Origin of the sequence: Sphingobacterium chuzhouense, from assembly GCF_014692525.1 — a bacterium.
GTDB classification, from domain to species: Bacteria; Bacteroidota; Bacteroidia; order Sphingobacteriales; family Sphingobacteriaceae; genus Sphingobacterium; species Sphingobacterium chuzhouense.
Map to the genome: position 1 here is coordinate 177446 of NZ_JACNYL010000002.1, position 24566 is coordinate 202011.

A 24566-nucleotide genomic window follows, 5' to 3' on the forward strand; every position below is an offset into this window, starting at 1 on the left:
CTTTCTTAACATTAAAAAGGTCGCATCCGAATTTTTGAGGCATATAGGAACTCATCCTTAGCACGTCCCCTCTCCTCAAAGATTCGAAGCGACGAACTTTTTGGTTCTTTTTTGTGGGAAAAAAGAACAGAAAAAAAATTACATAACTAATTTTCCGATACTTTTCGCCAGATTTCTATCGACAGTAATATAGCCCGGATAGTAGATATTGCTATTCCCGATTTTAATAGAAGGTTTTATTTTTAGGACGAGAAAACCTTCTCCTTTTCTAGTGAAAAGCTCATTTAACACATTTTCTACTCCTTTTTCTTTTGCGGTACCAAAGATGTTCGCCTTAAAGGTTAAGGGCACGACGGTACTCTCGCCGGTTGCCAAATGAAGATTTTCGTTCACTGTCCCTTCAAAAAGCGGCTTTCCTTGAATTTCAATTAAATATTTAAAGGAATTGATTTTTGTTGTCGTCGTCGTGGGATTAGTAACTTTCATATTTATTTGCGCTTCTAGAGGCAAATCTTGACGTAACATAGCCATGGCTATCCCTGGCAGGGAGCTTAAATTCACTCCGTCCTTTCCGGTATAACTATCCATGTCTCTACCTGCTAAACGAATATCTTGCATCGATTCCACTGTGTAATTGAATTTGGCAAGTGCATCTATCTGTTGTTTATTAATAGCACAACCACTCAATAATAATCCTATGAACATCACGCATAGAATATTGATATTTCTTCTTTTCATATCTAATTTATTATTTTCCCTTATTCCTTTTTCCACCAAAATTATATGTCAATCCTAAAGTAAATACAGCATTTCCTGCTTTTAAATAAGTGTTGTCCACCACATTAAAGTTAAAGCCATTTGTATACTGTATCTGAAAACCTCTATTCAACTCCATGCGTGTATAAAAAAGAGGTTCGATAAATAATGCTTCTTCTGTTGGACTGGCTAAATCGTTAATTGTAAAATCTTGCATAGCCACCCTACTGGCACGGATAGCCGTACCATAATTTAACTCGCGTGGTTTGCCAAATAGATTTAGTTTCTGTCTCCGTGTGGAGGAGTAATTTACTTGAACAAAAATTTTATCAAAATCCATCACTCTTGTTTCCACGGGCATCATGCCTGTTGTAGAAGCCCGACGGTCAACTTCTGTTGAAGACCCGATACCGTAACCCGCATATATTTCGAGTACCTGTCTTTTTTTCTTACCGATTCGGGTAAAATAACCAAGACCACCCTCTATCAGATGTTGCTTAAATAGCTCATTTTTATTGTTGTTACCACCTTGATCAACGTAGGATCCATTTGCTATAATGGCTATATGGTTACCTACAGCGACACCTACATTTCCACTTAAATTCCCTTTAATATTAACATGGGCAGCCGCATGCACCTCTCCTTTCCCTTGAAACATTGGTGTTGCAGGCACATTGGGCATATACATTGAGCTACAGGAAGCGAAAAACAATGCGAGCGATAAGATGATAAAGTATACAAATCGTATGTACATAAGTGCTGTTCTTATGCTCTAGCAACAAGTAATTATTGTGCCAAAATTATTTCTGCTCGTTCTAATTCTACCTGCATCTCCTTTTGTAGTTTTAAAGCTTCCTCTCGTGCACGTTCCGCAAAGTCCTTTCCATCAGATGCATATATAATACCGCGAGTGCTGTTTACCAACAAACCACATTCTTTATTCATACCATATTGACAAACTTCCTGTAGAGAGCCGCCTTGCGCACCAACACCCGGTACCAGAAGAAAATGATCCGGAACATGTTGCCGCACTTTCAAGAATCCCTCTCCACGGGTTGCTCCCACTACAAACATCGTATTTTCCGGTGTGCCCCATTCTTTTACTTTTTCCAATACGTATTCAAACAGTTCTGTGCCGTTGGGGTTGGCGAAGTTCTGAAAATCCTTACTTCCCGGATTCGATGTCAGTGCTAAAACAATAGACCATTTATCGGGAATTTCTAAAAACGGAATTACAGAATCATGTCCCATATACGGTGCTATCGTAATCGCGTCAAACCCTAAACCCGATACTTCTTGATCAAAAAATGCCTTTGCATACCTGGTAGAAGTATTACCAATATCACCTCGTTTAGCATCGGCAATGCTCAGACAGTTTTTGGGCAAGATTTTCCATGTTTTTTGTAACGATTGCCATCCCTTTGCACCGTAACATTCATAAAAGGCGATATTAGGTTTATAGGCTACACAGAGATCCTCCGTTGCTTCGATAATTGCTTTATTAAAAGAAAATATCGGATCTTCATCGTCCAGCAGGTGTGCAGGTATCTTGGCTATATCTGTATCCAATCCTACACACAAAAAGCTTTTTTTTGTTTTTATTTGGTGAACTAACGCTGCTCTGGTCATGCTTATTGATGGATTAATTCTGTAATAAAGTCGGACACCTCGGCACGGGAATAATCCGCCATACCTTCATGTTGTGCAGCAATCTTTCCTGTTTTATCCAAAATGACCGTCGTTGGAATAGCTCCCCCTAGCCATTCGCTTGGAATTTGGCTTTCCGGATAATAAATAGGTAAATCCATATTGCCTTGTTGCATAAAATCGCGTGCTTTTTCCTTTGCACCTTCGATTTCGACGATGAGGAAAGCCACTTGATCATTGTTTTTAAATTTATCTTTCAACACCTGGATAGAGGGCATTTCCGCTTTGCAAGGTGGGCACCAAGTAGCCCAAAAATTCAAGAAAACAACCTTTCCTTTTAAATCCGGTATATTTACTACTTCTCCGTTATCATCGGAAAAGGCAATCCCGGCATAATTGCTTCCCGACGACCCCTCAACTTCCGAAGTCTGGGCAGGCATTTCTTTCGGTCTTTCCAATTTAGGCTTAAATAAGCCGATCTTCATCAATCCTTGTTGTATCCAAGTGCGTCCCACAGGTAGAATTAATAAAATAATTAATCCCACGAATATGACGTTACTAACTATTTTCCAAACTTTCTTTTTATCCATTATTACGAATCAAACTTCTCCAGTAATTTTAACAAGGTAGCAAAATCTTTCGGATATGGTGCTTCAAAATTGTATTCCTTTCCCTCAATGGAAAAGCGGATTTGATGCGCGTGCAAAGCAAATCGTTTCATAATCGGTTGCTCCTCTTCTCCCTTCGTCATCGTAAAACCTCTTTTTTTAATCTGGGACAAATAAACCGGTTTACCACGATACATCTCATCGCCCACAATAGCCGCCCGCTGAGTAGCCAAATGGATACGGATCTGGTGCATACGTCCAGTAATCGGTTTACATTCAACAAGTGTAAAATGTCTAAAGTACTGTATGGAATTAAAAACAGTTTCGGCGGGTTTTCCATTGGCACGATCGATGGAAACATTTTTATTTCCCTGATTCAAAATAGGCAAATTCACCAATAGATTTGTAAATGTATGCGTACCGCTGATAATCGCATGATATATTTTATCTACGCGTCTACGTTCGAATTCGATAGAAACTAAACGATATGTCTCTGGGTTTTTCGCCAACAAGAGCAGACCAGAGGTATCTTTGTCCAAGCGGTGACACACCTGAGCATCTTGGTGATATTTTTTGGCAAGACGTAAGATATTGACCTCATCTCCGCTCCTATTGTCTAAAGACGCTACAAACGGCGGCTTATTAATGACGATGAGGTCATCATCTTCAAAAATGATCAGATCTTGAAATTTCGGAAATTTAAATAAACGATTGTCGCTTTTTTGCATAAATGCAAAAATACAGAAATACCTTTAACATCCTCGACTTCTATAACTTTTTATTAGCTTTGTCTCTTCAAACTACAAGCAATGTCAGTAAACAAAATAATCAAACGAGTAACCACGAACACCATTTTGGCGATGAAAGCAAATGGTGAAAAAGTTAGTATGCTCACGGCGTATGATTACTCTACTGCACGCGCATTGGACGAAGCCGGTATAGATGTTTTATTGGTAGGAGATTCGGCAGCAAATGTATTCGCAGGATATGAAACCACGTTGCCTATTACATTGGATAACATGATATACCACGCCAGTGCAGTGGCGAGAGGTGCAAAGCGGGCGTTGGTATTGGTTGACCTTCCTTTCGGTGAATATCAAGGTACACCCGAAGATGCTTTCAAATCGGCTGTTCGGATGATGAAGGAATCGGGTGTTCACGCGTTGAAACTGGAAGGTGGTATCGAGATTTTGGATAATATCAAGAAAATTATCGATGCGGGTATTCCTGTCTGCGGACATTTAGGTCTTACACCGCAATCTATTAATAAATTCGGTACATTCGGTGTTCGCGCACAAGAGGAAGCCGAAGCAGAAAAACTGAAATCGGACGCGTTGGCACTGCAAGAAGTAGGTTGCTTCGCTATTGTTCTGGAAAAAATACCGGCAAAACTTGCTACAGAAGTCAGCGAATCGCTTTCGATCCCTACTATTGGTATCGGTGCGGGAAACGGATGTGATGGACAGGTATTGGTGGTTAATGATATGCTTGGGTTCACCAAAGATTTTAAACCGAAGTTTTTAAGACGTTACATGGAAATGTACAGCAGCATCGTGGAAGCGGCGACAAAATATGCTGAAGACGTGAAATCCGGGAACTATCCCAATGAATCCGAACAATATTAATTGGTGATCAGTGGTCAAAACAACCTTATGAACCCTATCAATTAAAAAATGAAAATATTCATTGTTATCGCTTTAGTCGGACTTTTGGTATATCTTATTGCCAGGAGATTTATGTTGACAAGTGCAGGCACTACATCAATTGTCAAAGCCAGTCAGCGTCAACATTTCGTCTTGATAGATACTTCACCTCAACTTATCAGACGTGTGACGAAAAGTACGTTGCGTACGGTGGGAATAGGCTTTTTGCTCCTTTTGATTGCGCTAGTTTTAGGAATGAAAATAAAGATCCTTTGGATACTTATACCGTTAAGCCTTTACCTTATAGGTCAATTTTTTGTTTACACAAACCATATTAAGTCTACTAAGGATCAGCGCATTTACTTTAACCCAGAAACATATGAAGTCTTAGTTGATTATATAAAAGACCAACCTTTGTCTTTTAATTTAATGCGAGATGTCGTGAGCGTATCCGAAATAAAATCGGTTCAGAAAAACCGGGATACGCTATTTGGTTACTACAAACTCCGTTTGAAGCAAGGCGCTGCTGTTATTCCTTATTTAATCGAGCAAAACGACAACAGTGTGAATAAGCTCTTTTTTACTTACCTCAATGAAAATTTTAAAATCGAGGTAGAAAGTAAATTATTCCCTATCATCTAAAGCTATCAACCATTAATCGCCCGCCAGATCATATCTTTTAACTGTTGGATGTTTTTTCCCGATACGGAAGAAATGAATATCGAAGGGATTCCTTTTGGTAATGTTTCCGCCATCTCCGTTTCAAGCTCATCATCGAGCATATCCGATTTTGTAATGGCTAATAGACGTGGCTTATCCATGAGCTCCGGGTTATAGGCAGTCAACTCATTTAATAAAATCTCGTATTCTTCTGCAATGCTGCGGTCGGTATCCGTCGGAACCATAAATAATAGGACAGCATTACGCTCGATATGGCGTAAGAACCGGTGTCCCAACCCCTTTCCCTGTGAAGCGCCTTCGATAATTCCCGGAATATCTGCCATTACAAATGACCTGTTGTCACGATAGCCGACAATTCCGAGGTTTGGTACAAGCGTGGTAAATGGGTAATCTGCAATTTCGGGTTTTGCGGCAGACACGACAGATAACAGCGTCGATTTTCCGGCGTTTGGGAAACCGACCAATCCAACGTCTGCCAATACTTTCAATTCCAGTATAATCCATTGCTCTTTTCCTGGCATACCTGATTGTGCAAAGCGCGGCGTTTGCTGTGTAGCAGATTTAAAGTGCCAATTGCCTAATCCACCTTTCCCGCCAGGGGTCAATATCTTAATTTCTCCATCTTCTGTAATATCAAACAGAATCTCACCAGTTTCGGCGTCCTTAGCAACCGTTCCTAGAGGGACTTCCAATATTTCATCTTTTCCGTTTGCCCCTGTACGCAACGCGCTTAATCCTGGCCCACCATTTTCCGCAATAATATGCTTACGATATTTTAAATGGAGTAATGTCCAGTGCTGTGAAGAACCTTTTAGGATGATATGGCCACCACGGCCACCATCACCTCCATCTGGCCCACCTTTGGCGGTAAATTTATCCCGATGCAGGTGGGCCGAGCCGGCTCCTCCATGACCCGAGCGACAACACACCTTCACATAATCCACGAAATTTGAGCCCTGAGCCATATTCTGCTATATTACTTTTACTTTGGAGAACTAATATTTATCAATAATTTCCGTCAATGATTGGAAAATCGTATCAATATCACCAATACCGTTCACTTTGGACAATTTGCCCTGTGCTTCATAATACGGCAATACGTGTATGGTTTTATTAAAATATTCTTCGATACGTTTGGTCAACTTATCAGCAGCATCATCTGCACGACCAGAGATTTCTTGACGTTTCGCAATACGCTGCTTCAACTCTTCTTCGGTTACGTCTAATGCCAGCACACCTGTGATGCGCTCATTAATCGATTCCATAAATTTGTCCAAAGCCTCAGCCTGTGCCACTGTACGGGGAAACCCATCAAAAATAAATCCTTTGGCTTGTGGATTTTTATTGATCTCCTCTTCCAGCATGGCAATAGTGATGGAGTCAGGAACAAGATTACCATCGGCAATGATTTGACTCACCTGCTGACCCAACGCTGTTTGATCTTTGATATGAGCACGAAAAATATCGCCTGTGGAGATATGAACTAATTGGTATTTTTCAATGAGTTTTTCTGATTGGGTACCTTTCCCTGCACCGGGAGGACCAAATAAGACGAGGTTTAGCATAAGTTGTTATTTTATGTTCAAAAAAAAGCCTAATCCCCATACAGAATTAGGCTTTACTTGTGCGCTCAAAGGGAGTCGAACCCCTAACCTCCTGATCCGTAGTCAGGTGCTCTATCCAGTTAAGCTATGAGCGCGGTAACCATCACATTTTGACATACAGTCTGTTTTGTTTCGGTCTTTTTGAGCCTCCTATCGGGATCGAACCAATGACCTACTGATTACAAGTCAGTTGCTCTACCAGCTGAGCTAAGGAGGCTTTTGAACCGTTTCCGATTCAGTGATGCAAATATCACAGTTCTATTTTGATTATGCAAATACTTTTTGAAAAAACTCGCTATATCGAGATAAAGATCGACCGCTGCATTCAAAAGTATAGCTTAGATAGTAGTAAATAAGTCATTTTGTCATCTAAATGTATTTTTAAGCGACAAATTTTCCGAACAAGTAGCCAAAATCAAAAAGGCACTTAAATTGTTTATCAATAAAACGACATCAATTAACGCATTTACATAGATTAAAAAGATATTACTATAATGAACTTTAACAACTATACAATCAAAGCACAGGAAGCCATACAAAAAGCTTCCGAAATTGCCGTGGGTAATCAGCAACAAGCGATTGAACCTGCGCATATATTGAAGGCACTTCTAACTGTGGATGAACACGTTATTGGACATTTATTAAAGAAGCTAAATGTAAATACCAACTATTTAGAGACGGAGGTCGACAAACAAATAGCTTCCTTACCTAAAGTAAGCGGAAGCAATGTATACCTCAGTAACACATCTGCTTCGGTGTTGCAGAAGGCACAAAGTTATTTAAAAGAGTTTAATGACGAATTCGTTTCCATTGAGCACATTCTCTTGGGGCTTCTTTCGTCAAGTGATAAGACGGCTTCTTTGTTAAAAGGTCAAGGCGTCAATGAGAAGGATCTCAAACTAGCTATTAAAGAGCTTCGAGGAAATAATCGTGTTACCGATCAAAATGCAGAGGCAACCTACAATGCGCTCGGAAAATACGCGCGTAATCTCAATGAGTTTGCTGAGTCCGGAAAGTTGGATCCGGTTATTGGCCGTGATGAAGAGATTCGCCGTGTGATGCAGATTCTATCACGTCGTACGAAGAACAACCCGATTCTGGTCGGTGAACCTGGTGTCGGTAAAACAGCGATTGCCGAAGGTATCGCGCATCGGATCATCAAAGGCGATGCACCGGAGAACCTAAAGTCCAAAACCGTATATTCCCTAGATATGGGCGCACTTATCGCCGGTGCGAAATACAAAGGTGAATTCGAAGAGCGTTTGAAAGCTGTGGTAAAAGAGGTATCGGACAGTGCCGGTGAGATTATCCTCTTTATCGATGAAATCCACACCTTGGTAGGTGCCGGTGGTGGTGAAGGTGCTATGGATGCAGCAAACATCCTAAAACCGGCTTTAGCACGTGGCGAGCTTCGTGCAATCGGCGCCACAACTTTAAATGAATATCAAAAATACTTTGAAAAAGATAAAGCGTTAGAGCGCCGATTCCAAAAGGTTATGGTCGATGAACCAGACACGCAGGATGCTATTTCTATCCTTCGTGGTTTAAAGGAAAGATATGAAACACATCATAAGGTGCGTATCCTTGACGAATCTATTATCGCTGCAGTAGAGTTATCACAACGCTATATCACCGATAGATTCTTGCCGGATAAAGCAATTGACTTAATAGATGAAGCGGCCTCTAAACTACGATTGGAGATGGATTCCGTGCCGGAGGCAGTTGATGAATTGGAAAGACGCATCATGCAACTGGAAATTGAACGGGAGGCGATTAAGCGCGAGAACGACGAGAAAAAAGTGAAAGAACTTTCTGAAACTATCGCTAATCTTTCCAACGAACGGGATTCGTTAAAAGCAGCTTGGCAATCGGAGAAAGGCTTGGTCGACAAAGTCAACCAGGAAATCCAAAATATCGAAGATTACAAACTGGAAGCAGAACAAGCAGAACGTGCGGGCGACTATGGAAAGGTGGCTGAATTGCGATATGGAAAAATCAAGGAGGCACAGGATAAAGTAGAAAATCTAAAAGCCGAACTTGCGGAAAAGCAACAGGATAGCCGTATGCTAAAAGAGGAAGTTACCTCCGAGGATATCGCGGACGTGGTATCTCGTTGGACAGGTATTCCGGTGAGCAAAATGGTGCAATCTGAACGTGAGAAATTACTTAATCTGGAAGAAGAATTGCACAAACGTGTTGCCGGTCAGGAAGAAGCAATTGAAGCGATTGCCGATGCCATCCGCCGTTCCAGAGCCGGACTGAGCGATGCGAAACGACCTATCGGTTCGTTCATCTTCCTTGGTACAACTGGGGTAGGTAAAACAGAACTTGCTAAGGCATTGGCCGAATTCCTGTTTGATGATGAACAAGCTATGGTGCGGATCGATATGTCGGAATATCAAGAACGACATGCGGTATCCAGATTGATCGGTGCGCCTCCCGGATACATCGGTTACGAAGAAGGCGGGCAGTTAACGGAAGCCGTACGCCGTAGACCTTATTCAGTCGTCCTTTTGGATGAAATCGAGAAAGCCCACCCGGATGTATTCAATATCTTATTGCAAGTATTGGATGACGGACACTTAACGGACAACAAAGGACGTGTGGTCAACTTTAAGAATACGATCATCATCATGACGTCCAATACTGGATCGCATATTATTCAGGAGAATTTTTCCAAATTGGATGACAGCAACCGCGATGAGGTGATTGCGAAAACCAAGGATGACGTGTTTGAACTGTTACAGAAGTCTATCAGGCCAGAGTTTCTGAACCGTATTGATGAGGTGATCATGTTTACGCCGTTGAGTCGGGATGAGATTGGCGATATTGTGCGTATGCAATTTCAACGGATACAGAAGCAGCTTGCCGAACAGAACATTTTCCTGTCTGCCAGTGAAGATGCACTCGATTGGTTAGGTCAATTGGGCTACGATCCGGTATACGGTGCAAGACCGTTGAAACGGGTTATACAAAAGCGGGTGCTCAATGAACTCTCGAAAGAGATTCTTTCGGGTAAGGTTTCGAGGGATTCCGTTATCCAACTGGATGTATTCGATGGTAAATTTGTATTTATGAATAAAAAAGACGGGGATCAATAATCCCCGTCTTTTTTATTCTTTAATCCGCCATACGGAAATAGCACCCAACAGCATAAATATCCCTCCTAGCATAATCCCATATATCGGTTGGCTACCGAAAACATATTTAATAATCATACCTCCGAAAAAGCCACATATAATTTGCGGAAAGGTGATAAAGAAATTAAAGATCCCCATATATACACCCATCTTACGAGCTGGCAGGCTATCACTCAGAATGGCGTAAGGCATGGAAAGAATGCTTCCCCAAGCTATACCCACCCCCAGCATTGTTAATAACAAGATATTCGGCGAGGAAATAAAGAGTATGGAGATCAAGGATATACCACCGATTATCAATCCGAACGCATGTACTTTTGTTCGTCCAAAACGATTCGCAAGCCGGGGCAAGAAAATAGCGTATATGGCCGATATACCATTGTATACACCAAAAAGTACACCCACCCAATTGCCAGCTTCCGCATACAGACGATTGCGCTCTCCATCCATCTTATAAAATACATGTTCCGCAATAGCGGGTGTCATGTATACCCACATCATGAAAAGTGCAAACCAGGAGAAAAACTGTACCCATCCGAGTTTTTTCATGGTTAGCGGCATCCGTTTGAAATCTTGAAAGATCGCTCCTAAATTATGGCTGGATGAAGATTGAACTTCCGATTCAACTTCTTCCTCCCCGACAAAAGACTGCAGTTCTTGCGGCGAATATTCTTTCGTAGTGAAAACAGTCCACAGAATGGTAGCAATCAATACGAATGCTCCAAAGTAAAACGAATAAATTACATTCTGAGGAACAATACCATCGCCTCCATCCGCAGGGATATGTAAATATTCTGCAAACACATAAGGTAACCACGAACCAATTACAGCCCCCACCCCTATCAAGACTGTCTGAACCGAAAAACCTAAGCTTCGCTGGGAACTGGGAAGGTTATCCCCTATCAGCGCACGGAACGGCTCCATGGTTACATTAATAGACGCGTCCATCAACATCAGCATGCCGGCGCCAATCAATAACGGCGGGAGTATCGCTGTGAACAGCGCGATATTAGGCATAAAGACGAGCGCGATTGCTGTCAATATGGCTCCCACCAAAAAGAAAGGCCGTCGACGCCCCATCTTTGTCCAGGTACGATCACTATAGTGGCCGATGATCGGCTGCACAATCATCCCGGTAATCGGAGCTGCTAGCCAAAACAAGGACAGATGCTCCACATCGGCACCAAACGTTTGTAGAATCCGGGAAGCATTACCGTTTTGCAAAGCAAATCCCATTTGGATACCCAAAAAGCCCATACTCATATTGATAATCTGAGCAACAGTCAAAGTAGGTTTAACGCGTGTATTGTTCATGAAAAGGTTTTAAGATTTCCATTCAGGTTCTATCAAAAGCTGTTCACCGTTAAATATAATACTAATTTTGGTATCAGACAGGTTTTTGACTTCAAAATCATCCTGGCTTACATTAATATACAACTTTGTTCCTCTATACTGCACGTGAAAAGCATAGCTTTTCCAATTTTTAGGGATAAAAGTTTGGAAATGTAATTGCCCATCGCGTACGCGCATACCCGCGAATCCTTCTACAATCGCTAACCAGGTACCCGCCATCGACGTGATATGCAGCCCGTCTTCGGTATCGTTGTTATAATCATCTAAATCAAGCCGAGCGGTACGGAGATAGAACTCATACGCCTGATCCTCCTTCCCCAATTTGGCAGCGATAATGGCATGTACACAAGGAGAAAGGGAGCTTTCATGAACAGTTAACGGTTCGTAGAAATCATAGTTACGACGAATGGTGTCCATATCAAATTCATCCTCAAAGAAATAGATGCCTTGCAACACATCTGCCTGTTTGATATAACAAGAACGTAGTATCCGATCCCAACTCCAGTGTTGATTTAAAGGTCGTACTTCCGCTGGTAGCTCCGCAACAGGAATCAATTCCTTATCCAAGAAACCATCTTGTTGCAGAAATATGCCCCGATCATTGTCTTCGGGCAGATATATATGATCCACAATATGCTGCCATAACGTACTTTCTTCCGTTTTAAAATCCAATCTAGACAACAACTCGTATAAACGATCTTCGTCTTGTGTTTGCTCCTGCGCAATGACTTCTAATGTATAACGCAAACACCATACAGCAATTTTGTTCGTATACCAGTTGTTGTTTACATTATTCTCATACTCATTCGGTCCGGTTACACCCAGCATCACATATTGCTGTTTCTGCTCGCTCCAATTGACGCGTTGTGCCCAAAAACGGCTGATTCCGATCAACACTTCCAAACCGTGCGTAGCGAGATATTCGGTGTCGTCTGTATAACGGACGTAGTTGTAAATAGCAAAGGCAATAGCACCGTTCCGATGGATTTCTTCAAACGTAATTTCCCATTCGTTGTGGCATTCTTCCCCGTTGATGGTGACCATCGGATATAAAGCCGCTCCATCACTAAATCCCAATTTGCCCGCATTTTCAATAGCTTTTTCCAAATGCTGATAACGGTAAAGCAGCAAATTACGGGCTATCCCCGGCTCTTGCGTAGCGAGATAAAAAGGTAAGCAATAGGCTTCGGTATCCCAATACGTCACACCGCCATATTTTTCGCCCGTAAAGCCTTTAGGTCCAATATTCAATCGGGCGTCTTCGCCTGTATACGTTTGGTTTAGCTGGAAAATATTAAACCGGATCGCTTGTTGTGCAGCAACATCTCCTTCAATCTGTATGTCACTTTCTTCCCAGATACGTGCCCACGCCGCTGTTTGTAGTTGTATCAGTTCATCATAGCTTTTGGAGGCGATTTTTTCCAGACTACTTTGTGCCGCCTCTGTCAGTTTATCCAACGGATGATTAAGAGAACTGGCCATCGCGACGTATTTCTCCATGCGAATAGATTCACCGACTTTCAAACGGGCATGCAACTCCTCTCCCACATAAAATTGTTCTTTTCTCTTTGCGCCTGATGGCTGTGCTACTCCTCCTAGATAAAATATATTGCGCAAACGCGCTTCTACGCGAAACTGTGTTTTTTTGGTCTCCGTTACTAATACAAGGTTATCTTGAATGTCTTCCGCAATCGGCACCCAAAAACGCTCATCGTAGTTGCTGTCCCGATTCACGACGTCGCCATCTAAATAGGAACGTACAGCCACGTCGGCATCCGAGTTTAAGACGCGTAGCGTATATTGCAGTGATGCGGTATCCGATTGAAACAGATGATACATCCGTTTAGCCGTTACTTCCACCTCCGTTCCGTTTGGCATCTTTGCTTTAAACGAACGGTAAAGTACGCCGGCTTTCATATCCAAACGGCGCTCGAAGCTTATGATTTCACATTGAGCCAAATCCAACGTTGTACCGTCTATTTGAATGTCCAGTCCAATCCATTGCACCGCATTGATGACTTTGGCAAAATATTCGGGATAGCCGTTCTTCCACCAGCCTACTCTCGTTTTATCGGGATAATAGACACCTGCCAGATACGAGCCCTGCATCGTTTTTCCGGAATATGTTTCCTCAAAATTCGCGCGCTGTCCCATCCGTCCATTGCCAATGGAAAAAATGCTTTCCGAAAACTCGTTGTGCTCTGCTCTAAATTGGTCTTCAATGATATTCCAGGGATCGGGTATAATGTAATTTTTCATGTTATGTTTTTACGTAAAGTCGTGAAGTTGCTGAGTTGTTAATATCTCTGCCAGGTCATCGACACGCGCATCGTAGTTCGTCAACACATGGGATCTGTCTACGGCTATCACCTGCATATTGGCTGCCCTTGCGGCTTCAATTCCAGCCTGGGCATCTTCCAGCACTACAGATGCAGCGGGTGCTACACCAACCTCTGCTGCTGCTTTTAAAAAGACTTCAGGATCAGGTTTCGAATTACGGACGGCATTCCCGTCTATAATTGCATCGAAATAGTGCAGAATACCGGTTTTCTCTAAAATTCGAACCGCATTTTTACTCGCCGAACCTAAAGCTATCTTTTTATCCTTCGCTTTCAAATAGGTCAATAGGTCTATCGTGCCGGGGAGTACGTCCCCATCCTGCATATTTTCTACTAATTCCAGATACCAAGTGTTTTTCAATGCTGCCAGCTGTTCTTTTTCTTCGGCAGGCACTTCCTTGTTTGCCCATTTTAAGATAAGATTCAGCGAGTCCACACGGCTGACACCCTTTAATTGCTCATTTTCCGCTTCCGTGAAGTCAAAATCAAACTGTTTGGCTAACCGCTTCCAGGCTTGGTAATGAAATACAGCAGTATCCACCAGCACCCCATCTAAATCAAATATGACAGCCGTTGCGTCGTCTATTATCTTTCTTGCGTTCATTTATTACTTTAATTCAAATACCAATGTTTGTTTCCCTTTCACCACCACATTTTCCGGCAAATCCAAAGATTCACTTGTTAAAATATTCTTCATCTGTTTTGACTGTCCGATACCTTCGTCAAAACGTGCTAATACAACCGTCTGCTCTTCTTCGCTACAATTCATGATCACCATCACCTTTTCCTTATCGTTATAGCGGAAATACACATATACATCATTTTGCGGCGCATAGTGTAACAACTTGCCATCTTGCAAAGCCGTAGTCTGCTTTCTGTATTGCGCCAAGGTACGCACGTGATTAAACATATCGTTTTCAGCTTCTGTGCGTCCTTTGGCTGTAAACTTATTGACTTCATCTCCGGGGAAACCACCCTTAAAATCTTCCCGCACCAAACCATCCGGTCTGCTGAAGTTCTTCATTAAGATCTCTGCTCCATAGTACATCTGCGGAATACCGCGGTAGGTTAACAACCAGCTAAAAGCACTTTTATACTTTTCGATGTCTTCACCCACTGTTGAAAAGAAACGGTCCTTATCATGGTTATCGAGGAAGATCACATTTGCCAAAGGGTTTGGATACAGGTAGTCGCCACTTACGGTGCTATATAATTTGTTAGCACCATCTTTTTCCAGATTAAGTGCATCTCCGATAGCATAGTTTAACTGAAAATCCGTTACACCTTCCAATTTCGTATCCACATCCTGCCCTACTTTTTGACCGCCTAAGAAATACGCTTGGTTAGGAACCGAGTGTACCCATGTTTCCCCAAAGAAGGAGAAATCGGGAAATTCCGCACGAATGGCATCTGTCCATTTCCCCATGAAAGCCAGATCATTGTAGGGATATGTATCGATACGAAAACCGTCTACACCCGCTTCTTCAATCCACCAGATATGACTCTGGGTGATGTACTTCTGCATTTTTTCATTTTGGTGGTTCAGATCCGGCATGGTCTCCACAAACCATCCTTTTTCCATCAGATCTTTGTCTGCCTGCGTGCCATACGGATCAAACATCGTCTGGTCTTTATAAGTGGTCTGTGTGAAGGTATCCCATTCATGTAGCCAATCGGAAGACGGACGGTCAATCACTGTCCAGTGATGTAGCCCCACATGGTTCGGCACTACATCATGAACTAGTTTCATATTGCGTTTATGAAGTTCTTTTCCGAGTTCACGGTAGGTATCGACTGTTCCAAAACGAGGATCTATTTCGTAGTTCTCGGTGTTGGCATAACCGTGGTATGAAGCTTGTGGCATATCGTTGGTCAAGACCGGAGTCATCCAAAGAGCCGTTACACCTAAATTCTCGAGGTAATCCAAGTTATTGATAATACCTTGAAGATCACCACCGTGTCTGTAATACATGGAATCGCGATTTACCGCGGTTTCGCGCATGCCTTTTACGGAATCGTTACTAGGATCGCCGTTGGCAAACCGATCGGGCATGATCAAATAAATAAGATCTGACGCATGTACACCTTGTGCTTTAACCAGATTTTTGTCACGATTCTTCAACACATAGTCGCGCGTTAATACTTTCTTTCCGTTTTTGTATAACTCTATCGGATACGTTCCGGCTTGTGCATTAGTCTGAATTTCCACGTCCAAGAAGAGATAGTTCGGATTTTCTACCTGGTGCACCTTTTTTAGCTGCATACCTGTCTTTGGCAATTTCACTTCACAATTACCAATATCAGAACCGTATAATACGATTTGCAGTTCTGGGTTGTGCATCCCTACCCACCAGTGTAGTGGTTCTGCCCTTTGTATGGATTGCCCTTGTGTAAAGGCAACCCATAACATCGAGCATAATAGAGTGATCGCTATCTTGATGTTGTTCATTTTTATATTACTGTTTTTCAATCTTCGCCGTATAGCCCGATGGACTCAAGTTAAGTTCAATATCATAAGTTCCGGCAGATTCGATTGCTATGTTACCACCGTCCCATTCCAGATTCGATGAACTGCCTCCCAGATTGGATGGGAAACCACCTACACTCCATTCGTTGTTGTATCTAAACTTCATGCTTCCCTCGGATAGGTTTGCTGTAATTTTCCAGATATACGTCCCTTTTCCACCCTCAAACGTCATGTTGGTACTGTTATCCCAACCACCAGGTGTCGCATCGCCTACAATACCCCAAGTCACTTTTAATAGATCGTAGGTTAATGCTTCTGCATCCATACGTACACGATAGAACGCGTCTTCTGTGACCGTGATGTTTCCGGCATCTCCAGTTTGCAATAACGTACCCGTTGTCGTACCTGCACCAAAAGCATTATCCCAACCGGTGTTCGTTGGCAAGAACTTGAATCCGTCTCCAGCCACCGTAATGTATTCGAAGATCTCGAATTGATCCTTGCTATTTGCACCATTATATAAGAACATCGGTGTGGCTAATGTAGGCTCCCAACCTGCACCTGTCGATCCGCCAACAAGGAACATTTCCGGATTGCTTTCCAAAATGGTTAACGCTTGGGTTTTCTCTATCCGTTGTCCACCGGCATCATAACTCACCTGTAGTAGCGCGTCGCCCATCCAAGATTCGTCGTTTGGAATATCAAACTCACGGGATATAATTTTTTCATTGCCTTCCAATGTAATTTGCTCTGTCATTAACGCATTGCCATCTTTTACGACACTAAATTCGAAAGAACTCACTCTATTGGTTATAAAGCCTACTTTTAATGTCTGTCCTAATTGGACACTGTTTGCTGTCGCCTCATTGATCGACACGATAGCATCGTCTATTTCGTGTTCAACCTTGTTACAAGACGTAAACCATCCCATCGTCAGCAACATCACTGTCATCAGGGAAATATATATTTTATGGGTCTTCATTTTTCTCTATCGTTTAATTTGTGTAACCAGGATTTGGTGTCAAGTTTCCATTATTGGCCAACACGGTTGCCGGAATCGGGAAGATGCGTTTATAGGTTTCTCCCGCATTAGCAGGCTTGAACAACATGGGGTTTTCCCATTTGCCAAAGCGAATCATATCGGTGCGTCGTGTTACTTCAAACGTGAATTCCAGTGCACGCTCTTTATAAATAGCATCCAACGTTAACGTTGCTGCTGTGAAGTGCTTTTCGGGGTTTAATGGAAATGCCCTTCCACGAACCTGATTGGCTGCCTCCAATGCTTCTGCCGTATTACCATTTGTTGCTCCACGTAATATAGCTTCGGCCTTCATCAGTAATACATCGGCTAAGCGGTACACCACCACATCGTTGTTTGCATTTGTACCGATGTGATCTTTATCCGGAAAGTATTTCACACAACGTGCTCCCGCCAAACGACCACCGTCATCTGCACCGCCAATATCAAAATCGGAACCTGGCAGCAAGTTATAACCGTAAGGATCGATTACGACATTCATACCACCATATACTAACGGCGCACCAGTCGCGGTATATTGCTGTCCATATAACCATTGTTGTTTGCGGATATCATCATCATCGAACAGATCGAAATAATCGGGCTGTGCACTCCAACCATTCCAAGGGTTTGTATTCAAACTGAACGTTTCGCGATGTGAATAGTGCAATACTTTATTGAACAATTCATTGCCTGTCGCGCGTGCCGCGTGAAAAGGAATGGAGAAAATAGGTTCCGAATCCTGTGCCCCATTATCCGGACGAAATTGTGCCAACATATCACTTTGCAAGGAATACGCAGTTCCCTCGGTAAGCACGATATTGGTATGTTCCACCACTTTATTCCAGTTTGGCGTACCCGTATATATCTGCGCATTTAAATATATTTTTGCCAATAGCGTATGGGCAAACCATTTCGTCGGCCTTCCGTAGGTAAGCTCCGACTTCTCTTCGCTCAAAAGCGAAAGATTATCTTCCAGTTCCTTTACGATAAAATCAAAAACCTGCGCTCTTGGCGTCGTTGATGGAAGTTCACCGCCTGTGTCGAAAGTGGTTTGCAATGGAATATTTCCATAGGCATCCATCATTAAATAATAATACCAGGCGCGCATCGTTTTGATTTCGGCAATTGTTTGCCCTTTGGTATCCGATTCCGGTGCATTTTCCAGTACCCCAAGAACACGATTACAAGTTCCTATCGCATTATATCCCCAATTCCAAGCGTTTCGTACCACTTCATGCGATGGTGACCAAGTATGCATGTGCATATCTCGCCACTTTCCGCCATCAAACCAGTCCCCACCACGTGTCGGGATAACCACTTCATCCGATCCGGCAGTTTGCAAATCAAAATAATCCCGGAAGTAGTCACGTGCAGCCGTATAAACAGGCCCTGTGAGTGCCACAAATTGTTCCGGAGTTTTCGGAAACGTATCTTCTGAATAAGCCGAGTGCATGTCTACATCTAGTTTTGTACAGGATGTGCCTGTACATAACGCTCCGGCAAACAGCAACATATATAGTTTATTGAATTTCATTTTCATAGCCATTTAGTGTTAAAATGTTAAGTTCACCCCCACAACAAACGATCTTGTCCTGGGGTAATAGTTCCGGTTATCAATCCCCGGGTCTAGTCCACCAAGGTTAACTTCAGGATCTACGCCACTGTAATTGGTCAATACAAATAAATTTTGACCGGTTACATATAAACGTGCTTGTTTGAAATAGCGGTTGTTGCTCGTATTGAACCGATAACCTAATGTTGCGTTATCCAAACGTAGGAATGACGCGTCCTCAATAAAACGACTGGATGCAATAAGCGGAGTCTCAAAAATTCCTTCTGCCACGGCGTCCTTGGAAATATTGGTTACATTAGCCTGTTGCAAGCGGGATAAATCTGCTCTGGTAGCGTTAAATATCTGGTTCCCGTACATACCGCGCAAGAAGAAATTCAAGTCCCAGCTTTTATATCTGAAATTATTATTCCAGCCATAAGTGAATTTTGGTAACGCATGTCCCATGATCTGATAGTCGTCGGGTGCTGAAATTTGATCTTGTGTTACCAGTTCACCGGATGGCTTTTGATAGATGGTACGTCCTGCGTTTTCATCGTAACCGATATATTTTGCTACGTAAAATGTACCGATGGGTTGTCCAGGAAGTACAATAGATGCCGTTTGTCCGGTCCATCCCTCTAAGCCAATGCTCCCTTCATAACGCTGTGACACACCGATATTCTCGATATTAGATTCCAATGAACCCACTTCGTTAACATTTCTCGCAAAGTTTACCGTTGTACTATAGGAGAAATCCGCGTTGCTGTACACATTGGCGTTCAGCACGACTTCCACTCCTTTGTTATTCATGCTGGCACCATTCGCTAATAAACGATTATGTTGATAAGGTGGCGATGGCACATCATATTCATATAACAAATCTCTTGTGCGTTTGTCGTAATATTCGACTGTACCGCTGAACCGGCCTCTGAGCAATTCAAAATCCAAACCCACGTTAAACATCGAGGTTGTTTCCCATTTTAAGTCTGGATTTTCATTTTGGTTCACACCATAAGCCGACATCCAGGTACCATTATAGAGAAACTGTCCGCTTTGCGGTCCAAACACCACAATAGATCGATAAGGGTCAATATTCTGGTTACCGGAAACACCATATCCTGCTCTCAGTTTCAAATCCGAGAATAGGTTTTGATCTTCCATAAAGGATTCACTACTCAATCGCCACGCTGCTGAAACAGAAGGGAATGTTGCCCAGCGATTGTTAATACCGAATTTTGAGGATCCATCCTGTCTTAAGGAAGCACTTACCAAATACTTGTCGTCAAAATTGTACCCCACCCGGCCGAAGAACGAAATCAAAACAGATTCCTTTAAGATCGGCGAATCCGTAAACGGATTATATCCTTCTGGAAGCATACCTAGGTTGAGATTGTTTGATCCCAAATCATCCGAAAGAAACCCTACGGAAGACGCCCATATGCCATCATCGTTTTTGGTGCGTTGATAGGAATATCCTGCCATGGCATCAAACGTATGTTTGTCTTTGGTTAAAGAGTAGTTGAGGTAAGATTCCAAAATCTTGTCAATATGTTTTAGATTCGTACGGTCAGCATATCCTCTACCTAATGCTTTCGAGTCGAAGTCCGTACGGTGCATATAATATTTTTTGTCGTAGTGCGTACGTTGGTAGGAAAGCACGTTCGACCAAATCAAGCCATCTACTATTGTCAAATCCGCCTTGAAGTTACCCATCAGCACATTGTTGCTTCTGGACTCATCCCGCTGATTTAGTATCGCCACGGGGTTAAAGTAATTTGTCCGGCCGGGTACTTGAAAATAACCACCGTATTGTTCATACGACGGATCATCGGACATGATCGGTGACGTCGGTAAATAGCGTGCAGCACCATTGAAAATATTGTAATCAACATGATCCGAATTGTTAATACTATTCGACAGGTTAAACGCAAGTTTAAGTCTGTCATCGAACGCATTTTGATCGACTCCAGCACGTGCTATGATGCGCTCTACACCGTTACGTTTTACAATACCTTGATTGTTAAAATAGTTTACCGAAGCATTATAACGTGTACCTTCGCTTCCACCAGTTAAGGATAGGTTATGGTTATGTGAGAAACCTGATCGTGTAATTTCTTTTTGCCAATCCGTATCATGACCGGTTTCACTTGCTGCTACGGACAGACCGTGGTCTTGTAAAAACTGGCTATGTTCGGTGGCATTCAATACATTTACCCGATTGGCTACAGATTCGCTTGCTGCCCATCCGCTGTATGTTAACACCGGAGCTCCTGCTTTGCCTCGTTTGGTGGTCACGAAGATAACCCCGTTTGCTGCGCGAGAACCGTATATTGCGGTGGATGACGCGTCCTTCATCACGTCCATCGACACGATATCGTCAGGCGCAACCAATTCAATACTTGCTCCGACAATCCCGTCAATTACATATAACGGCGACGAACTTGCTGTTAATGAAGATGGCCCCCGAAGTTGGATGTTGGAACCTGATGTAGGATCTCCCCCCGACCGATTGACCGTCAATCCGGCAACCTTACCAGCCAAAAGCTGGTCGGGCGAAATCACGACCCCTTTATTAAATTCTTCCGGTGCTACACTAGATACCGAACCCGTGATCTGTTTTTTCCTTGCCGTACCATAACCGATGACCACCACTTCATCAAGGCTACTGGAAGTCGTTTCCAGTGTAAAGTTTAATGTGTTGTCACCCGCTGTTAAGGTAACATTTTGTTCGGCGGTTTCATATCCCATCATATTGACCACAACCCTATGTGAGCCGGCTGAGATATTACCAAGACTATACTCCCCGTTTGCTCCTGAGGATGTAGAAATCTGTTGACCAAGAATTTGTACAGTCGCCCCCGGTACACCTGCCCCCTCACTATCAACAACCCGACCTTGTAGCCGTGCTGTCTGCGCGAAAGTAAGTGTACTAAGCAACATCAGAAAACTCATGGTCATTACGCTGCGTAATGTGAATTTGTTCATCATGTGATTAGTTTGTTATTGTTTATTGTTCAGTTTATTTATACTTAATATGTAATATTGTCCTGCTGCCAATGTAATCGAACTCGTCGAACGCCAATCGCGTGTTATCCCTGCCAGGTTATCGTACCAGTTTTTTTGTAAGCTTGTCGGAACGGCGAAATCACGAGCCACCACATCGAAGTTTCCGATAACAAGCACCTCCTGTCCAGCTTCTTTCAACACATAATATTTCACGGGTCCATTTACATGGTGGCTTACTGTTCCATTTCTGAAAATAGCGTTCTGACGTTTCCAATCGATCAGCTTAGCATAATGAGCAAAGAGGCTATAGCGTTTCGCATCTTTCAAATAATCCCATTTCAACGGTTTTTCTCCGGTTCTGCCGTTTTCATCAATCGAAATATCATACCCTAGTTCTCCGAATTGCCATATCATCTTGGGACCAGGCGCACAAAGGAGAAATGCCGCAGCTTGTTTCATACGTTCCAATGCCGTCGTTAGTTCTTTGGTGGAATAATTGCCATTTGTATTACCATATTGTAAGTTTTTGTACATCAAGCGTTCTTCATCATGCGATTCCATATACGACACGAAATACGGTTTTTCGAAACCATGTGCATCGGCGAAAAGACGTTTTAGATCGGAATTATCATTCCACCCCATGCTAGCTTCATTGAATGCGTGGTTTAGGTTGTTCCATAAAAAGATACCCTCGCCTGCTAATTCCCGTTCTTCCCGATCTTCCGCGAAATGCTCCAAAATGACATAGAAGTTCTGATCCCGTTCGCGGATAAAACTATTGTAGTTTTTCCAGATCGCAATACGGCTCGCATCATAAGCTGACCATTGCTGTACTGCGCCGTCACTTTCGTCCGTACCCGAATTTTTCTGTGTAAAACCTTTGGAGAGGTCAAAACGGAAACCATCTACCTTAAACTCTTCCATCCAGAACGCGATAACATCTTTGGTAAATTGCTGCGTAAGCAGACTTTCGTGATTAAAGTCGTAGCCTACGTTAAATGGATGGGTAGGCGTAATATTAAACCAAGGATTATTCGTTAGCATACCGGATTGTTGGTATAAACGCACCATAGGTGACTGTCCGAACGCATGGTTCAACACCATATCCAATATCACGGCAATCCCCTCTTGGTGACATGCATCGATAAACGCTTTCAATTCATTTGTGGTACCGTAATATTTATCCAATGCAAAATGAAACGATGGATTATAACCCCAACTGGAGTTTGCCTCAAATTCCTGTACTGGCATCAGCTCGACAGCATTCACGCCCAATCGTTTCAGGTAAGAAATAGAATCCCGTAGTGTTTTATAGTTGCGTTGATCCAAGAAATCCCGTACATGCAATTCATAGATGACTAAATCGAACGCGTCGGGACGATTAAATGTCGTGGTTTGCCAAGCATATGCTGTGTTGTTTAACGATAATACCGAAACTATGCCCTGTGTTGCGCCTTGAGGATAACTTGGCAATTGTGGGTTCTGTGCTACTTCCCCATCATGATTTGGATCCAGCACTAATCTCGCATACGGATCAGCTATCTTTAGCTGTCCGTCTATTAAGTACTGGTATGTATAATTCTTTTGAAAATCCAGCTGTTTTAATGTGATCCACCAAGTATTACCGTCTGGTGTCCGTTTCATCGCATAATCTTGCGTAGCTTGAAAATTGTTGAAATTGCCTATTAAGAATGCAGAAGATTTATTCGGAGCAGTCAGCGCAAAGGATATTTCATTCTTATCGCGATCGATGGTAACGCCATTTTTATTTATCCCCGCAGGTAAATCGGCCACTTCCACATCACCGTCCACAAACACCGTAAGCCCTCTAGTAGTATGCTGTCCATTAGCTTCAATACGTGCTTGTATATGCTGCAGGCCTACACCATTCAGCTGTAATTTATGTTGAAGTTCATTCCCTTGACCGGTTGCGACTTGCTGTCCGTTGAGGGAGAGTGTGATTGTTCCCGATTGCGAAGCCTGTAAGCGGATCGGCAGTTCTTCCCCCTTCGCAAATGCTTGCTTTTCTGATTGCAGAACAAAAGTCGGTTGCACCGCAGGCGCTTTAAAGGTTACGTCTGGTTTTTGCTTCGATGAAACCGACCAATACATATCCGATCCATCTGCATTGCGTAACACTTTGCTTCCATCCGCATTCCGAACCAAAAAAGCAATGTGCGTAACGTCAGTTGCCTGTGTACGTTTAAAAAAGCTTGCCGGATGAATCGCGATACTATATCGACCATCCGCTTCCCTCTTCAACTTATAGCTATCCAGATTCTTATTCCACGCTGTAGCAACTTCTTTCCAATCTTTTTCCGATGTGCTGCTTGTCAATAGTAAGCCGGCATGGAGAAATAAATCTCCAGACTGGTTAGCAAGCTCTTTGTTTCCTTTAGCCAAATCAAAGGTAAGTGTGGTGGTTTCGTCCCATAAAAGAAAATCGTTGGATAAAGATACCAATCCCGGTGCAGCAGGTTCCACTATGGAATCCACATCCGGTTTCACATCTTTCTTACAGGCTACGAGCCAAAGTATCATGATAAATAGATACCCCAAATTCTTGTTCGTTTTCATCTCAAAACGGTTAGCAACAAAACGCCGGGAATGTTCCCGAAAAAACTCCATTTTATGTAATTATGGAAGAACAAAGGGTATTATAAATAGCTTACTCTTGTGATCCCTCTATAATTGTCAGCATTTCGGGAATGTTCCCGAAACATTTCAAAGGTAAAATGTTTCGGGAATA

At 42.7% G+C, this 24566-nt stretch carries 18 protein-coding genes and 2 tRNA genes; 3 read left to right on the forward strand and 17 right to left on the reverse strand.

All coding sequences use genetic code 11. The annotated features are described in order from the left end of the window. Window positions 1–138: 138 nt before the first annotated feature. From H8B21_RS07135 to H8B21_RS07155, 5 genes are read right to left on the reverse strand one after another with little or no spacing between them, the layout of a single operon-like run. A complete protein-coding gene (locus H8B21_RS07135) occupies window positions 139–738 on the reverse strand; it encodes a hypothetical protein (protein WP_190313120.1) in 600 nt (199 codons plus the stop codon). Between the two features lie 10 nt (window positions 739–748). Further along, window positions 749–1510 (reverse strand): hypothetical protein, encoded by a 762-nt coding sequence (locus H8B21_RS07140; protein ID WP_190313121.1) that lies wholly within the window; start codon window positions 1508–1510, stop codon window positions 749–751. A gap of 32 nt (window positions 1511–1542) precedes the next feature. Next, window positions 1543–2385, reverse strand: coding sequence for an orotidine-5'-phosphate decarboxylase (gene pyrF / locus H8B21_RS07145; protein ID WP_190313122.1), 843 nt, complete (start codon window positions 2383–2385; stop codon window positions 1543–1545). Window positions 2386–2387: 2 nt separating this feature from the next. Then, on the reverse strand, window positions 2388–2993 hold the full coding sequence (locus tag H8B21_RS07150; RefSeq protein WP_190313123.1) for a TlpA family protein disulfide reductase: 606 nt from the start codon (window positions 2991–2993) through the stop codon (window positions 2388–2390). Window positions 2994–2995: 2 nt separating this feature from the next. Further along, window positions 2996–3739 carry an RluA family pseudouridine synthase gene (locus H8B21_RS07155; protein ID WP_190313124.1) on the reverse strand — a complete coding sequence of 248 codons (744 nt, stop codon included), beginning with the start codon at window positions 3737–3739 and terminating at the stop codon, window positions 2996–2998. 81 nt (window positions 3740–3820) lie between these two features. On the opposite strand from H8B21_RS07155, the gene panB reads away from it, so the two are divergent. Both panB and H8B21_RS07165 read left to right on the forward strand, forming a co-directional pair. Continuing rightward, window positions 3821–4636 carry a 3-methyl-2-oxobutanoate hydroxymethyltransferase gene (gene panB / locus H8B21_RS07160; protein ID WP_190313125.1) on the forward strand — a complete coding sequence of 272 codons (816 nt, stop codon included), beginning with the start codon at window positions 3821–3823 and terminating at the stop codon, window positions 4634–4636. A 48-nt stretch (window positions 4637–4684) separates the two neighbouring features. Next, the gene (locus H8B21_RS07165; protein ID WP_190313126.1) at window positions 4685–5296 is read left to right on the forward strand and encodes a hypothetical protein; all 612 of its coding nucleotides are present in this window, start codon (window positions 4685–4687) and stop codon (window positions 5294–5296) included. A 5-nt stretch (window positions 5297–5301) separates the two neighbouring features. Here the strand turns inward: H8B21_RS07165 and obgE are convergent, their stop codons facing one another. From obgE to H8B21_RS07185, 4 genes are all read right to left on the reverse strand, one after another. Then, the gene (gene obgE / locus H8B21_RS07170; protein WP_190313127.1) at window positions 5302–6300 is read right to left on the reverse strand and encodes a GTPase ObgE; all 999 of its coding nucleotides are present in this window, start codon (window positions 6298–6300) and stop codon (window positions 5302–5304) included. A 30-nt stretch (window positions 6301–6330) separates the two neighbouring features. Then, on the reverse strand, window positions 6331–6900 hold the full coding sequence (locus H8B21_RS07175) for an adenylate kinase (protein WP_190313128.1): 570 nt from the start codon (window positions 6898–6900) through the stop codon (window positions 6331–6333). A gap of 60 nt (window positions 6901–6960) precedes the next feature. Continuing rightward, a tRNA-Arg gene (locus H8B21_RS07180) sits at window positions 6961–7034 on the reverse strand. A gap of 49 nt (window positions 7035–7083) precedes the next feature. Then, window positions 7084–7156 (reverse strand) — tRNA-Thr (locus H8B21_RS07185). A 277-nt stretch (window positions 7157–7433) separates the two neighbouring features. Between H8B21_RS07185 and clpB the strand changes: the two genes are divergently transcribed. Beyond that, window positions 7434–10040 (forward strand): ATP-dependent chaperone ClpB, encoded by a 2607-nt coding sequence (gene clpB / locus H8B21_RS07190; protein WP_190313129.1) that lies wholly within the window; start codon window positions 7434–7436, stop codon window positions 10038–10040. A gap of 12 nt (window positions 10041–10052) precedes the next feature. Here the strand turns inward: clpB and H8B21_RS07195 are convergent, their stop codons facing one another. The 8 genes from H8B21_RS07195 to H8B21_RS07230 are packed head-to-tail and all read right to left on the reverse strand — an operon-like array spanning window position 10053 to window position 24394. Further along, the gene (locus tag H8B21_RS07195; RefSeq protein WP_190313130.1) at window positions 10053–11393 is read right to left on the reverse strand and encodes an MFS transporter; all 1341 of its coding nucleotides are present in this window, start codon (window positions 11391–11393) and stop codon (window positions 10053–10055) included. 9 nt (window positions 11394–11402) lie between these two features. Beyond that, on the reverse strand, window positions 11403–13691 hold the full coding sequence (locus H8B21_RS07200) for a family 65 glycosyl hydrolase domain-containing protein (protein ID WP_190313131.1): 2289 nt from the start codon (window positions 13689–13691) through the stop codon (window positions 11403–11405). Between the two features lie 9 nt (window positions 13692–13700). Continuing rightward, window positions 13701–14375, reverse strand: coding sequence for a beta-phosphoglucomutase (pgmB, locus tag H8B21_RS07205; RefSeq protein WP_190313132.1), 675 nt, complete (start codon window positions 14373–14375; stop codon window positions 13701–13703). 3 nt (window positions 14376–14378) lie between these two features. Then, window positions 14379–16220 (reverse strand): glycoside hydrolase family 13 protein, encoded by a 1842-nt coding sequence (locus H8B21_RS07210; protein WP_223814901.1) that lies wholly within the window; start codon window positions 16218–16220, stop codon window positions 14379–14381. Between the two features lie 7 nt (window positions 16221–16227). Beyond that, entirely contained in the window at window positions 16228–17220 is a 993-nt protein-coding gene (locus tag H8B21_RS07215) for a SusF/SusE family outer membrane protein (protein WP_190313133.1), read from the reverse strand. A gap of 13 nt (window positions 17221–17233) precedes the next feature. Further along, entirely contained in the window at window positions 17234–18799 is a 1566-nt protein-coding gene (locus H8B21_RS07220; RefSeq protein WP_190313134.1) for a RagB/SusD family nutrient uptake outer membrane protein, read from the reverse strand. Window positions 18800–18811: 12 nt separating this feature from the next. Then, on the reverse strand, window positions 18812–21799 hold the full coding sequence (locus H8B21_RS07225; protein WP_190313135.1) for a SusC/RagA family TonB-linked outer membrane protein: 2988 nt from the start codon (window positions 21797–21799) through the stop codon (window positions 18812–18814). A 12-nt stretch (window positions 21800–21811) separates the two neighbouring features. Beyond that, window positions 21812–24394, reverse strand: a complete 2583-nt coding sequence (locus H8B21_RS07230) for an alpha-amylase family glycosyl hydrolase (RefSeq protein ID WP_190313136.1) — start codon at window positions 24392–24394, stop codon at window positions 21812–21814. Window positions 24395–24566 lie beyond the last annotated feature (172 nt).

Excerpts from the sequence above, each read along its gene's own strand:
- H8B21_RS07135 (WP_190313120.1), bottom strand. The coding sequence starts at position 738 with ATGAAAAGAAGAAATATCAATATTCTATGCGTGATGTTCATAGGATTA.
- H8B21_RS07140 (WP_190313121.1), bottom strand. The coding sequence starts at position 1,510 with ATGTACATACGATTTGTATACTTTATCATCTTATCGCTCGCATTGTTT.
- pyrF (WP_190313122.1), bottom strand. The coding sequence starts at position 2,385 with ATGACCAGAGCAGCGTTAGTTCACCAAATAAAAACAAAAAAAAGCTTT.
- H8B21_RS07150 (WP_190313123.1), bottom strand. The coding sequence starts at position 2,993 with ATGGATAAAAAGAAAGTTTGGAAAATAGTTAGTAACGTCATATTCGTG.
- H8B21_RS07155 (WP_190313124.1), bottom strand. The coding sequence starts at position 3,739 with ATGCAAAAAAGCGACAATCGTTTATTTAAATTTCCGAAATTTCAAGAT.
- panB (WP_190313125.1), top strand. The coding sequence starts at position 3,821 with ATGTCAGTAAACAAAATAATCAAACGAGTAACCACGAACACCATTTTG.
- H8B21_RS07165 (WP_190313126.1), top strand. The coding sequence starts at position 4,685 with ATGAAAATATTCATTGTTATCGCTTTAGTCGGACTTTTGGTATATCTT.
- obgE (WP_190313127.1), bottom strand. The coding sequence starts at position 6,300 with ATGGCTCAGGGCTCAAATTTCGTGGATTATGTGAAGGTGTGTTGTCGC.
- H8B21_RS07175 (WP_190313128.1), bottom strand. The coding sequence starts at position 6,900 with ATGCTAAACCTCGTCTTATTTGGTCCTCCCGGTGCAGGGAAAGGTACC.
- clpB (WP_190313129.1), top strand. The coding sequence starts at position 7,434 with ATGAACTTTAACAACTATACAATCAAAGCACAGGAAGCCATACAAAAA.
- H8B21_RS07195 (WP_190313130.1), bottom strand. The coding sequence starts at position 11,393 with ATGAACAATACACGCGTTAAACCTACTTTGACTGTTGCTCAGATTATC.
- H8B21_RS07200 (WP_190313131.1), bottom strand. The coding sequence starts at position 13,691 with ATGAAAAATTACATTATACCCGATCCCTGGAATATCATTGAAGACCAA.
- pgmB (WP_190313132.1), bottom strand. The coding sequence starts at position 14,375 with ATGAACGCAAGAAAGATAATAGACGACGCAACGGCTGTCATATTTGAT.
- H8B21_RS07210 (WP_223814901.1), bottom strand. The coding sequence starts at position 16,220 with ATGAACAACATCAAGATAGCGATCACTCTATTATGCTCGATGTTATGG.
- H8B21_RS07215 (WP_190313133.1), bottom strand. The coding sequence starts at position 17,220 with ATGAAGACCCATAAAATATATATTTCCCTGATGACAGTGATGTTGCTG.
- H8B21_RS07220 (WP_190313134.1), bottom strand. The coding sequence starts at position 18,799 with ATGAAAATGAAATTCAATAAACTATATATGTTGCTGTTTGCCGGAGCG.
- H8B21_RS07225 (WP_190313135.1), bottom strand. The coding sequence starts at position 21,799 with ATGATGAACAAATTCACATTACGCAGCGTAATGACCATGAGTTTTCTG.
- H8B21_RS07230 (WP_190313136.1), bottom strand. The coding sequence starts at position 24,394 with ATGAAAACGAACAAGAATTTGGGGTATCTATTTATCATGATACTTTGG.